Source organism: Brevibacillus jepli, from assembly GCF_047229145.1.
In the GTDB taxonomy this organism is placed as follows: domain Bacteria; phylum Bacillota; class Bacilli; order Brevibacillales; family Brevibacillaceae; genus Brevibacillus.
The window spans coordinates 165,655-178,079 of the sequence record NZ_JBFEFW010000002.1 but is presented as its reverse complement, the minus strand read 5'-3'; the positions used below and the strand labels follow the sequence as shown (position 1 = coordinate 178,079).

General features: G+C 46.9%; 12 protein-coding genes. 11 read left to right on the top strand and 1 reads right to left on the bottom strand.

The window, feature by feature from the left end; all coding sequences use genetic code 11:
• Nucleotides 1-4 precede the first annotated feature (4 nt).
• The 7 genes from AB1L17_RS02865 to AB1L17_RS02835 are packed head-to-tail and all read left to right on the top strand — an operon-like array spanning nt 5 to nt 6,127.
• Nucleotides 5-787, top strand: a complete 783-nt coding sequence (locus AB1L17_RS02865; protein WP_412844023.1) for a citryl-CoA lyase — start codon at nt 5-7, stop codon at nt 785-787.
• Nucleotides 784-1,548: an electron transfer flavoprotein subunit beta/FixA family protein gene (locus AB1L17_RS02860; protein WP_412844022.1), complete on the top strand. Its 765-nt coding sequence runs from the start codon at nt 784-786 to the stop codon at nt 1,546-1,548. Before AB1L17_RS02865 ends, AB1L17_RS02860 begins: the two co-directional genes overlap by 4 nt.
• A gap of 21 nt (nt 1,549-1,569) precedes the next feature.
• Nucleotides 1,570-2,538: an electron transfer flavoprotein subunit alpha/FixB family protein gene (locus AB1L17_RS02855; RefSeq protein WP_412844021.1), complete on the top strand. Its 969-nt coding sequence runs from the start codon at nt 1,570-1,572 to the stop codon at nt 2,536-2,538.
• A 17-nt stretch (nt 2,539-2,555) separates the two neighbouring features.
• The gene (locus tag AB1L17_RS02850) at nt 2,556-3,698 is read left to right on the top strand and encodes an acyl-CoA dehydrogenase (protein WP_412844020.1); all 1,143 of its coding nucleotides are present in this window, start codon (nt 2,556-2,558) and stop codon (nt 3,696-3,698) included.
• Nucleotides 3,699-3,716: 18 nt separating this feature from the next.
• A complete protein-coding gene (locus AB1L17_RS02845; RefSeq protein ID WP_412844019.1) occupies nt 3,717-4,460 on the top strand; it encodes an SDR family NAD(P)-dependent oxidoreductase in 744 nt (247 codons plus the stop codon).
• Nucleotides 4,461-4,487: 27 nt separating this feature from the next.
• Nucleotides 4,488-4,961 (top strand): MaoC/PaaZ C-terminal domain-containing protein, encoded by a 474-nt coding sequence (locus AB1L17_RS02840; RefSeq protein ID WP_412844018.1) that lies wholly within the window; start codon nt 4,488-4,490, stop codon nt 4,959-4,961.
• A 14-nt stretch (nt 4,962-4,975) separates the two neighbouring features.
• The gene (locus AB1L17_RS02835) at nt 4,976-6,127 is read left to right on the top strand and encodes an acyl-CoA dehydrogenase family protein (protein WP_412844017.1); all 1,152 of its coding nucleotides are present in this window, start codon (nt 4,976-4,978) and stop codon (nt 6,125-6,127) included.
• A 46-nt stretch (nt 6,128-6,173) separates the two neighbouring features.
• Here AB1L17_RS02835 and AB1L17_RS02830 read toward each other — a convergent pair whose 3' ends face one another.
• Nucleotides 6,174-6,869, bottom strand: a complete 696-nt coding sequence (locus AB1L17_RS02830) for a LuxR C-terminal-related transcriptional regulator (RefSeq protein WP_412844016.1) — start codon at nt 6,867-6,869, stop codon at nt 6,174-6,176.
• A gap of 109 nt (nt 6,870-6,978) precedes the next feature.
• Between AB1L17_RS02830 and AB1L17_RS02825 the strand changes: the two genes are divergently transcribed.
• From AB1L17_RS02825 to AB1L17_RS02810, 4 genes are all read left to right on the top strand, one after another.
• On the top strand, nt 6,979-7,923 hold the full coding sequence (locus AB1L17_RS02825; protein ID WP_412844015.1) for a LipP1 family hormone-sensitive lipase: 945 nt from the start codon (nt 6,979-6,981) through the stop codon (nt 7,921-7,923).
• Between the two features lie 182 nt (nt 7,924-8,105).
• The gene (locus AB1L17_RS02820; RefSeq protein WP_412844014.1) at nt 8,106-9,764 is read left to right on the top strand and encodes a flavin-containing monooxygenase; all 1,659 of its coding nucleotides are present in this window, start codon (nt 8,106-8,108) and stop codon (nt 9,762-9,764) included.
• Between the two features lie 42 nt (nt 9,765-9,806).
• Entirely contained in the window at nt 9,807-11,306 is a 1,500-nt protein-coding gene (locus AB1L17_RS02815; RefSeq protein WP_412844013.1) for an aldehyde dehydrogenase family protein, read from the top strand.
• Between the two features lie 33 nt (nt 11,307-11,339).
• Nucleotides 11,340-12,368, top strand: a complete 1,029-nt coding sequence (locus AB1L17_RS02810; protein WP_412844012.1) for an alcohol dehydrogenase catalytic domain-containing protein — start codon at nt 11,340-11,342, stop codon at nt 12,366-12,368.
• Nucleotides 12,369-12,425: the final 57 nt, after the last annotated feature.

The window sequence follows — 12,425 nt, the reverse complement described above, 5'->3', positions numbered from 1 at the left end:
GAGAATGAAGTTCGAGACAAACATCGGCATGTCAAAACCAGATGCCATCTATGTTCATGGCTATAACTTAGCAGAGGATTTGATCGGGAATATTACCTTAGCGGATATGGCGTTTTTAGGAGCCATGCATCGTCGTCCAACCGAAGCAGAGTCAAAAATGCTCAATGCGTGTATGGTAGCCGTTTGTGAGCATGGCTTTACGCCCAGCTCCATTTCTGCTCGTCTCACGTATTTAGGCGCACCTGAAGCTGTGCAAGCAGCAGTAGCAGCCGGTTTATTGGGAGCAGGCTCTGTCTATCTCGGAGCGATGGAAAATACAGCACAAATGCTGCAAGAAGGCTGGGAAAAATACGGCGAAGCGCAAGACATTAGCGAAGTGGCTACCCGTATTCTGGAAGAACGAAAAGCAAAAAAACTACAAGTCATGGGATTCGGACATCCGGTCCACAAGCCAGTTGATCCGCGTACGACTAAGTTATTTGCTTTAGCGCAAGAGTTGGGGTTTAGCGGCAAACACATTGCGTTAATACAAGAAATCCACCAGCAAATGAGTGAACAAAAAGGTAAGCAAATGACTTTGAATGCTGCAGGTGCAATTGGTGCCATTCTTTCTGATATGAACTTGCATTTCAGTGTGGTCAAATCATTTGCCGTTGCTGCCCGAGCGGTTGGTTTAATAGCTCATATCGTCGAAGAAATGGAAGCGGGCCGCAAAGAGAGCATGGCTCAGAAACTCTACGATCATATCGAAGAAAATACTATTTATTTGAAGGAGAACCGATCATGAACATTCTCGTGTTGATGAAACAAACGTTCGACACAGAAGAAAAGATTGTGCTTCAAAATGGCTCCATTAGTGAAGAAGGCGTAAATTTTATCATCAATCCTTACGATGAATATGCAATTGAAGAGGCAATTAAGCTACGTGATGAACACGGTGGTGAGGTAACCGTTATTACCATTGGACCTGAACGAGCAGAGAGCGCACTGCGAACAGCACTTGCGATGGGAGCAGACCAGGCAGTCATGATAGATAGTGAAGGTCTTAACCTGGATGAATACAGCTCAGCCAAAATTCTCGCAGCCGTGATAAAAGATCGAGAATTTGACCTGATTATCGGGGGAAATGTTGCGATTGATTATGGCTCAGGACAAGTTGGCCCGCGCTTGGCTGAGGAACTGAATATTCCGCAAGTCACGACGATTACCAAGCTGGAGATCGAAGGCATTCAAGCCACGATCGAACGTGATGTTGAGGGCGACAAGGAGATCATTGCCGTAACACTTCCCGTGTTGGTTACAGCACAACAAGGCTTGAATGAGCCACGGTACCCTTCCCTGCCTGGCATTATGAAAGCGAAGAAAAAACCGATCGAACGAGTAGAAGTAGGCGATTTACCTATCGAAGCCGATATAGAAGCAAGAACAGTTGTGACAGAGACGTTTTTTCCTCCTAAGAAACAAGCCGGTCGTATCTTGAACGGAACGATTCAAGAGCAGACTACGGATCTGGCCAGACTTCTTCGCAGTGAAGCGAAGGTCATTTAACAACAGAGGAGGACGAAAACTATGAAAAAAGTTCTTGTGGTAATCGAAGCGAAAGCCGGCAACCTAAGAGGTGTTTCCCTCGAAGCACTCACAGCTGCCCAACGCATTGCGGGAGGTGGGGAAATCATTGCTGTCTCCTTCGGAAGTGATGCAGCCAACTATGCGGAAATAGCTGGACGATACGGGGCAAACAAATTATACATGGTTGAAAACAAAGATTTGGATACGTATACCACGGATGCGTATTTTCAAGCTTTGCGACAGGTCATGGAAGCTGTAGAGCCTGAAGCGATTTTCATGCCGCATACAGCCATCGGAAAAGATCTTGCACCGCGCATCGCAGCCCGTTTTGGACTTGGTCTTGTATCCGATGTGACGGATGTTCAGTTGGAAGAGGGGGATGTACTATTTACACGTCCGATTTACTCTGGAAAAGCATTTGAGAAAAAGAAAGTCGTATCGGGCATCCCATTTGCAACGATACGTCCCAACAATATTCCAGCCGTAGAAACCGGCAATTCCATAGAAGTCCTGCCATTTGAAGCAGATATCAAAGACTTGCGCACCCTCGTAAAAGAGGTGGTACGAAAAACGACTGGCGGTGTAGACCTGTCAGAAGCGAAAGTCGTCATTGCAGGTGGACGCGGAGTAAAATCAGCAGAAGGTTTTGGACCGCTGCAGGAGCTGGCGGACGTCTTGGGCGGTGCGGTAGGTGCTTCACGTGGGGCATGCGATGCTGAATATTGCGATTATTCCCTGCAAATAGGCCAGACAGGAAAAGTGGTTACGCCTGATTTGTACATTGCATGCGGGATCTCAGGTGCCATTCAGCATTTGGCAGGGATGTCGAACTCGAAGATCATCGTAGCGATTAACAAAGATCCGGAAGCCCCCATATTCCAGGTAGCCGACTACGGAATTGTAGGCGATTTGTTTGAAGTCGTTCCACTGCTTACGGAAGAATTCAGGAAAGCATTTGTCAACGCATAGAAAGAGGAGACCCAACGATGAATTTTCAATTAACGGAAGAACATCAAATGATGCAAAAAATGGTTCGCGAGTTTGCACGCAATGAATGCGAGCCTACTGCTGCCGAGCGTGATGAAGAAGAGTATTTTGACATGGCAATCTGGCACAAGATGGCCGAGCTTGGCTTTTGCGGAATCCCTTGGCCGGAAGAGTACGGGGGTGCTGGTGCCGATTACTTGAGTTATGTGATCGCGGTGGAAGAACTGTCGAGGGTGGATGCATCCATAGGCGTTACCCTCTCTGCCCATACATCTTTAGCCGGGTGGCCAGTTTACAAGTTTGGCACCGAACAGCAAAAGCAAACCTATTTACGGGCCATGGCGGAAGGAAAAAGCATGGGGGCGTACTGCCTGACAGAACCGGGCTCTGGCTCCGACGCGGTCGGAATGAAAACAACGGCCGTTTTGGATGGAGACGAGTGGGTGTTGAACGGCTCCAAGATTTTTATTACCAATGGCGGCCATGCAGACATCTACATCGTTTTTGCACAGACGAATCCGGAAGCCAAGCATAAAGGCATCGCTGCGTTTATCGTGGAAAAGAGCTTCCCCGGTTTCTCCATCGGAAAGAAGGAAAAAAAACTCGGCATTCGCTCATCCTCCACGACCGAAGTGATCATGGAAGACTGTCGCGTTCCGAAGGAGAATCTGTTGGGTCAGGTGGGAGAAGGCTTCAAGATTGCGATGATGACGCTCGACGGTGGTCGCAACGGCATCGCTTCCCAAGCGTTGGGTATTGCGCAAGGCGCATTTGATAAGGCGTGTGCATATGCGAAGGAGCGTGTACAATTCGGCAAATCAATAGGCAGCTATCAAGCGATTCAATTCAAAATTGCAGATATGGCGACCAAAATCGAAGCGTCTCGCTTACTGACATACCAGGCGGCTTGGCGTGAAGACCAAGGAATTTCTTATGGGCTTCAGTCTGCCATGTCCAAACTGTTCGCTGCGGATAGCGCGATGGAAGTAACGATCGAAGCTGTACAGATTTTCGGAGGGTATGGGTACACGAGAGAATATCCCGTAGAGCGCTACTTGCGAGATGCCAAGATCACCCAAATCTATGAAGGAACGAATGAAATTCAGCGTCTCGTTATCAGTGGATACTTGCTCAAAGAATAGCGAAAAAGGAAGATGCTTATGCGTTTTGCAGGGAAAGTAGCGATTGTTACCGGTTCAGGCAAAGGGATTGGCAAGGCAATTGTGCAAAAGCTGGTTCAAGAAGGAGCCCTCGTGACCGTAACGGATGTGAATCAGCAAACATGCGAAGAAACTGCCATGGAAATCAACAAAAGCGGTGGTCGTGCATTCGCTGTGCAGGCAGATGTATCAAAGGCGGAGGATACGCGAAGAATCGTCGAAAAGACCATAGAGAACTTTGGGAGAATTGACATTCTCGTCAACAACGCAGGACTTGTAAAAGATGCGCGGATCAACGACATGGAAGAGGCCGATTGGGATCTAGTCGTCGACGTTTGCCTGAAAGGGGCATTTCTTTGTTGCAAATATGCTTCGCCCTATATGATTGAGCAAGGTTACGGAAAAATCGTCAATATTGCCTCCAGAGCTCATCTCGGAAACCCGGGGCAGGCGAACTACTCTTCGGCAAAGGCTGGCATTGTTGGTCTTACACGCGCCCTCGCCAAGGAATTAGGGAGAAACAACATTACGGTCAATGCAGTCGCACCTGGCATGATCGAGACGGACGCAATTAAAAACCATCCGAAGTATGAAAAAATCAAAGAACTTCAAAAAAGAGATACCCCTATTCAACGGATAGGTTTTCCGGAGGATGTGGCGAATGCGGTTTTGTTTTTTGCATCCGATGAATCATCCTATATCTCGGGTGACATTCTGCACGTCTCCGGTGGGAGATTTGGTTGAGATTGATAGCTGCTGAGGTGATCATGTTTGACGAAGGAGACCTTATATTTTGAAGACTTTGAAGTAGGTGAAAGCTTTTTATCACCTGCCCGAACCATTACCGAAACGGATGTTGTGAATTTTGCGGGATTATCTGGTGACTACAATGCGCTTCATGTAGATGATGATTATGCCAAGAACTCCATTTTTGGTGAACGGATAGCGCATGGCCTCCTTGGGTTAACTGTTTCCTCTGGCTTATTTACGAGGACCGATCTGAATAGGCGCATGTCTACCACCCTGATAGCCTTATTGGGTATTAACTCCTGGAGATTCCTACGACCTCTCAAGTTCGGCGATACCATCCATCTAGATATAGAAATCATAGGAAAAGAAGAAACCAGCAAACCAGACCGGGGAATCGTTTACTTTAAGAGAAAAGTGGTGAACCAAAGAGGGGAGCTTGTACAAGAAGGAACTACACCGATGATGATTTTAAGAGAGAAAGCAAGACGGCCATAGAGGAGGAACGTAACATGTCTCTCGTTTTATCAGATGAGCAAACGATGATTAGGGATACCCTAAGAAGATTCTTGGATCGGGAAATTCATCCCATGGTCGATGATTACGAGAAATCAGGAAAAGCCGTAACGAAGGACATCGTCAAAAAACTGGTCCCGTTTGGGTTTCTAGGTGGATTGCTTCCTGAAGAGGCAGGGGGTCACGGGCTAGATTATACTACCTACTTTACGATGATCGAAGAGTTATCCAGAGTCTGGCCTTCCTTGCGTGCGACAGTCGGGCTCTCGAATTCGGTCTTGACTCATATCTATGAATACGGATCAGAAGAGCAACGAAGAAAATTTTTACAACCGTTAATGGCGGCGGAAAAATTCGGGTTCTTCGCGCTTACAGAACCGAATGTCGGCTCGGACACATCCAGCATTCAAACGCGGGCAGAGCTTCGGGGTGACAAGTGGATCATCAACGGCTCCAAAATGTTTATAACGAATGGTCTTGAAGGCGAAATCGGAATCGTCATTGCGCAAACCGATAAAACCAAAGGGATTGACGGCATTGCCGCGTTTATTGTGGAGAAGGGCGTCTCTCATTATCAAACAAAACCAATTGAGAAGATGGGAACGGTCAGTTGTCCGTTTGCTGAATTGATCTTTGAAGATTGCGAGATTCCCGCAGAGAATTTGCTAGGAAAAGTGGGAGATGGATTAAGGCAGGGGCTCAAATTTCTCAATAGCGCACGAGCCATGGTCGCCTTTATTTCTACTGGCATCGCCCAAGCGTGCATCGACTCTTCGGTAAAGTACGCCAAAGAACGGGTTCAATTTGGTAAGCCAATCGGAGGGTTCCAACTCATTCAAGCAAAAATCAGCGAAATGGTTACGCTGACGAATGCCATGCGTTTATTAGGCCTTCAAGCCAGCCACTTGCTGGATCAGGGGAAGCCCTGCAAAGTGGAATGCTCCATGGCCAAATACTTCGCGACAGAACAGGTCTTGAAAGTGGCAGAAGAAGCCCTACAAATTCACGGCGGCTATGGGTATACCAAAGAATTCCCGGTTGAACGGTATTACCGCGATATTCGTTACTTTACCATTGCAGAAGGCACGAATGAGATTCAAAAACTGATTATTGGGCGAGAAATTTTGGGGATATCAGCTTTTTCATGAATGAAACAGGGAAAGAGCCGACAGATCAAATTGTCGGCTTATTTCTTTAGGAGATAATCCCTTTTCGGTAGAGCTCTCCAACCGCATGCGACCGATTATTGGCTCCCAGCTTTTGAATGGCTGATTTGACGTACTGTTTTACAGTCAACTCACTGATCTCCATGGAATCAGCCATTTCCTTTGTACTTTCACCCCATGCGATTCTCTTCATCACTTCTAATTCTCTTTTGCTTAGCTGAGAAGAATTTTCTGTAGCTGGAAAGTCTTCAATGAACTTTCCCACGAGCTTGCCATACAGAGTAGTAGCCGCAAGGAATTCATCATCAAACGTTACACTGCTATGAAATTGTTTTGAGCAGATAAATCCTATGACAACAGCACCGTAGCAAATGGGGACGACTAAAACTCCATTCTCATTTGATGAATGTGCGTATTTGCTGCTGGTTTGCTTAAAAAATTCCACCCCAGAACAGTATTTCGCCTTTTTTTCACGAATGGTTTTTTGGACGATATCAAACGCTCGAATATCATCTCGGCGTTCTCGTATATGACCTAACCCTTTGGAGGAGAGTGAAATGATCCCTTCTGCAAAATAGCCAATGGGAGAGTATCTATATAAATAAGCATCATTGACGGGAAAAAGCTCCATATAGAGTTCAATTATCTTAAATAGCTTTTCTTCATGACTGGATATGGCATCGAGTTTTCGAACATGTTCTTCTATCGTATAGATTGCAGTCACTTTGTCATCTCCTTTTGGGGGAATCTACACACGACAAAATGGGAATATTCTTATTATACAGAAAAAAGTAAGCTTTCGATAGGTCTATTAAGGGAAGGATGGATGTTTTGTGGCGAAGTTAGACCCAACAGCGAAAATGTATGTGGAAAGGATTCATCAATTGCCTGCCCTTCACAAAATGGAACCGCAGGCCGTGAGAGATTTATATGCACAAATGCCTCCAGTAGAGATGGAGCTTGCACCGCTCGCAACCATAGAGGAAAGGCTGATTCCAGTTGGACAGGATGCGCGTATAAAGATCAGAATCTATACGCCTGAAGGCCAAGGTCCATTTCCTCTCTTTGTTTACTATCACGGTGGCGGCTGGGTAATTGGTGACCTTGAAACAGTAGATGCGAGCTGCCGAATGCTCGCGAATCAAACGGGAAGAATCGTTGTATCTGTCGATTATCGGCTAGCTCCCGAGCACAAATTCCCAGTTCCGTTAGCAGACTCCTATTCAGCATTAAAGTGGGTCAGTGAAAATGCTACTGCTATAAATGGAAACGCTTCCAAATTGGTCGTAGGCGGTGACAGTGCCGGAGGAAATCTTTCAGCGGTCGTCTCACAGCTCGCCAAAGAACAGGGAGGACCGGCGATTGCGGCTCAGGTTCTTGTATACCCGTGTACGGACATGCGCTTTGACTCTGCGTCGTATATGGATTTTCAAGAGGGCTTTGGACTTAATCGAGACCTCATGATTTGGTTTTCCAACCATTATATCAATCATGCGTACGACAAAGGCAATCCATACGTATCTCCATTAGTAGCGAATGATTTGAGTAATCTCCCTCCAGCTATGGTGATCACTGCTGAATTTGATGTTTTGCGTGATGAAGGGATCGCCTATGCCGAACGCTTGAAGAAAGCAGGCGTTATGGTCGAGACGTATTGCGAGCAAGGCTTGGTACACGGCTATTTCACGAATATGGCAGTATTTCCTGAACATATCAAAGAAACGATTAGTAGAATCGGGAATTTTCTCATGAAGATTGACCAGACGGTAACCAGCTGAGCACCATTCATCAAAAAAAAGAATCGGCAGCTTCCTTCAAGGGGATAGCTTAATGATCATCTACTATCTCCTTTTGAGGGAATGCGTACATACCGAATCAGGAATATTCAGATAAATAAGAAAAATGTAAGCTGTAACTAGTTCTTTCTACAGTCTGATTTCATTGGGAGGGTAAGAAAACAATGGCGTCTACTCAACAGAAATCCCAGACGATACAGCCTAACGATTTCGACGCAGTTGTCATCGGTGCAGGGTTCTCAGGCTTATACATGCTGCACCGTTTGCGGGAGGCCGGCTTTTCCACACGAGTGTATGAGGCGGCTCCGGATGTGGGGGGCATATGGTTTGCCAATCGCTATCCAGGGGCTCGTTGTGACTCCGAAAGCATCATTTATAATTACATGTTTTCTGAGGAGCTGTATCAGGAATGGACTTGGTCCTCCAGATACCCGGAACAGAAGGAAATCTTGAGTTATCTTCAATATGTAGCAGATAAGTTTGAATTACGACGTGACATCCAGTTCAACACGCGTATTATGGCTGCCCATTATGACGAGCAAACGAACAGGTGGAAGCTTCAAACAGAAGATGGCACCCGTATAACGGCGAAGTACTTCATTACCGGAGTCGGAAACCTCTCCAGCTCCAACATCCCCAAGTTTACAGGCTTGGACAGCTTTGAAGGTGCGTGGTACCATACCGGACACTGGCCGCATGAAAAGGTAGAGTTCAAGGGGAAGCGAGTCGGTGTGATCGGGACAGGCTCAAGTGGTATCCAGTCGATTCCAGTCATTGCCGAGGAAGCAGATCACTTATTCGTCTTCCAGCGGACTCCCGGGTACAGTACACCGGCGAAAAACCATCCCTATGACCCGGAGTTCATTCGGCAAACAAAAGCAAACTACAGCGAAATTAAGCGGCAAACTCGTGAATCTACTGCCGGCTATCTCCACAAGCTGATGAACGATCGGTCTGCGCTGGAAGATGATCCGGATGTACGCCAACGCGAATACCAAAAGACCTGGGATCGGGGTGGTTTTGGATTCGGTCGTACATACAATGACTTACTGCTTAACCCATCTTCCAACGAAACGGCAGCTGAGTTCATCCGCTCTAAAATAAGCGAAACCGTGAGAGACCCCAAGGTGGCTGAGCTCCTGAAACCAACGTACTATTACGCTGCGAAAAGGCCCGTATTGGACACGAATTACTACGAGACGTATAACCGGGAAAATGTCACCTTAGTTGACGTAAAAAGTGCGCCAATAGCCGAGATTACGCCGAGGGGACTCAAAACCACGGAAGCCGAATACGAGCTGGATATCATCGTTTTTGCAACCGGTTACGATGGGATGACTGGCCCGCTGTTTAAGATTGATATTCGTGGTAGAGATGGAATTTCATTGAAGGAAAAATGGGCAGGGGGACCAGAAACAAGGACATACCTCGGACTCACCAACGCAGGTTTTCCCAACATGTTTATGATCACCGGACCCGAGAGCCCTTCTGCACTGTCCAATCTGCCTGTGTCGATTGAGCAGCATGTGGAATGGATCGGAGATTGTCTCGAGTATCTTCGGGAGCATGGGATTGAAACCATCGAGGCGAAAGCAGAGGCAGAAGAGGCTTGGAGCAAGCATTGCAGAGAGGTAGCTGAATCTACACTCTTTACGAAAACAGATTCCTGGTACAATGGCGCGAATATCGAAGGAAAACCTCGGGGCTTCCTTATTTATGTCGGTGGTGTGGGCCATTACCGGAAAATATGTGACGAGGTAGCCGCGAAAGGCTACGAGGGATTTACTCTCCTATCGTTGTCCTCTCGAGAAACGATTTCCTGATCGACTTTACCATTTCATAAAGGAATAGGGGATGAGCAAAGCATGTCCAAAACTCTCGGTGCACCTAACCAAAACGTGATAACGTTCCTATTTGACACAAAGAAAATGTTCATCAATGGGGAATGGGTTCCCTCTGTATCCGGTAAAATCTATGAATCTTTGAATCCAGCAACAGGTGAAGTCATCGCTAAAATCTATGAAGGTGACAAAGAAGATGTCGATCTGGCAGTTCGTGCAGCAAGAGCCGCATATATAGGCACCTGGTCAGCCACTTCGCCTGCTGATCGATCAAAGCTCCTCCATAAGCTGGCAGATTTATTAGAATCACATTCGGAAGATTTCGCCTATTTAGAAACCCTCGATGGCGGTAACAGCATTAATCTTACTCGCCATGGCTTTGTACCAGGAGCCGTCGCTCATTTACGCTATTATGCCGGCTGGGCGACAAAATTAACAGGCCAGACGATACCACTTACATCAGGCGGGAACTTCCATGCCTATACCCAAAGGGAGCCCTTGGGCGTATGCGGGCAAATCACACCTTGGAATTATCCTTTGCTAGGGACTGTCTGGAAATTGGCGGCACCACTAGCGGCAGGGAATACTGTGATCTTGAAGCCTTCGCAGCAAACCTCCCTTACTACATTGCTATTAGGTGAGCTTATACAAGAAGCCGGTTTCCCTAACGGCGTGGTGAATATCGTGACAGGATCAGGTAGGAGCATTGGAGAAGCGATCACGAGTCATCCGGGCATCGACAAGATCGGATTCACAGGCTCTACCGAAGTGGGCAAAGGCATCATGAAAAAATCCGCCGACACCTTGAAAAAGATCACCTTGGAACTAGGCGGAAAATCACCAAACATTATTTTTGCCGATGCCGATTTGGACAAAGCGATACAAGGTGCATTCATGGGGATGTTTACGAACCAAGGCCAAATATGCGTGGCAGGCACACGACTCTATGTAGAAAAGCAAGTGTTCAAGCAAGTCACGGATCGATTGGTAGAAATGGCACAAAAGATGAAAGTCGGCAACCCTTTAGATCCTACAACACAAATGGGGCCGCTCATTTCCAAAGAGCACCTGCAAACAGTGAAAAAATATATCGAAATAGCGAGGCAAGAAGGCGCCACCGTATTAACAGGCGGCAACATTCTACAGGATGACAACCTGGCAGGCGGTAATTACCTGGAGCCTACGATACTTACGGATCTCGAGGAATATTGCACGGCTGTTAAAGAGGAGATATTTGGCCCGGTATTGTGCGTCATGCCGTTTGAACATATAGAAGAGGTCATTGAAAGAGCCAATTTAACGGAATATGGTTTAGCTGCTGGTGTATGGACGCAAAGCCTGACGACAGCACATAAAGTCATCAATGCTTTAGAAGCAGGGACTGTCTGGGTAAATACGTACCTCAAGTCAGACAATGGTCTTCCTTTCGGAGGCTTTAAGCAAAGCGGGATTGGCGCTGAAATGGGTTATCAAGGAATTGAAGCCTACACGAAAACGAAAAGCGTCTTGATTAACCTGAATTAATCGAATCATGACACAGAACAGGGGGCAGGAATTATGAAAGCACTGGTATTGGTAGATAAGCAGAAATGTGAGGTTCAGAATGTTCAAGATCCCACTCCTGATAAAGACGGTATTGTGATCAAAATCATGGCAAATGGAGTATGTCGCAGTGACTGGCATTTATGGCTGCATGGACAACCCGCTAACCGTATCCTCGGGCATGAATTCTGCGGTGTCGTAGAGGAAGTGGGCAAGGACGTGGCTCATTTTAAAAAGGGCGATCGGGTGGTTGTCCCCTTCATCGGAAGTGACGGTACATGCCCTTACTGCCTTAGTGGCAAATCAAATCTGTGTGACTCCCGTACCCACCCTGGAGCGACCTATGATGGTGGCTACGCAGAATATGTTGCCATTCCAAAAGGCGATCGAAATGTCATACACCTGCCGGAAGAAATTCCTTTTCTCGATGCATCAGCCTTGGGATGTCGCTTCATGACAGCTTTCCATGGGTTGGTCGATCGAGCGCAAGTGCTGCCGGGAGAATGGGTAGCGATTTATGGATGTGGTGGTCTTGGTCTTTCTTTGATCAACATTGCTTCGGCAATGGGGGCAAATGTAATCGGGGTAGACATTCTTGATACGAATCTGGAATTAGCCAAGCAGATGGGAGCAGCCTATACCATTAACAGCCGGAATACGAACCCCGTTGAAGCCATCATGGAAATCACAAATGGCGGGGCAGATGTGTCCGTGGATGCACTTGGACATTCCGAAACTTGCGTGAACTCGATCCTGAGCCTGAAAAAGGACGGGCGTCATCTGCAAGGCGGTCTTGTTACACATGATGGCGGGAAAGTTACCCTCCCAGTCACTGAGATGCTCAAGAAAGAGATTCGCTTTATCTCTACGTTTGGCATGCCGATTCATGGTTATTCATCCTTGCTGTCCTTCGTTTTACAGGGTAAGCTGGCTCCCGGAAAGATGGTGAACCGTGAAGTATCCCTGTCAGAAGTAAATGACCTCTTCGAAGGAATGAGCAATAACACGTTAACGGGAACGTATGTTGTGACAAAATTCGAATAAGAGAAGCCAATCCTAACAGAGACAATTGCAAAGCAGGAGGGAGAGCCTGTCGGATGG

Bases quoted from the DNA above. Each gene is read 5' to 3' on its own strand.
- AB1L17_RS02835 (WP_412844017.1), top strand. From the start codon at position 4,976: ATGTCTCTCGTTTTATCAGATGAGCAAACGATGATTAGGGATACCCTA.
- AB1L17_RS02845 (WP_412844019.1), top strand. From the start codon at position 3,717: ATGCGTTTTGCAGGGAAAGTAGCGATTGTTACCGGTTCAGGCAAAGGG.
- AB1L17_RS02810 (WP_412844012.1), top strand. From the start codon at position 11,340: ATGAAAGCACTGGTATTGGTAGATAAGCAGAAATGTGAGGTTCAGAAT.
- AB1L17_RS02860 (WP_412844022.1), top strand. From the start codon at position 784: ATGAACATTCTCGTGTTGATGAAACAAACGTTCGACACAGAAGAAAAG.
- AB1L17_RS02815 (WP_412844013.1), top strand. From the start codon at position 9,807: ATGTCCAAAACTCTCGGTGCACCTAACCAAAACGTGATAACGTTCCTA.
- AB1L17_RS02855 (WP_412844021.1), top strand. From the start codon at position 1,570: ATGAAAAAAGTTCTTGTGGTAATCGAAGCGAAAGCCGGCAACCTAAGA.
- AB1L17_RS02850 (WP_412844020.1), top strand. From the start codon at position 2,556: ATGAATTTTCAATTAACGGAAGAACATCAAATGATGCAAAAAATGGTT.
- AB1L17_RS02865 (WP_412844023.1), top strand. From the start codon at position 5: ATGAAGTTCGAGACAAACATCGGCATGTCAAAACCAGATGCCATCTAT.
- AB1L17_RS02820 (WP_412844014.1), top strand. From the start codon at position 8,106: ATGGCGTCTACTCAACAGAAATCCCAGACGATACAGCCTAACGATTTC.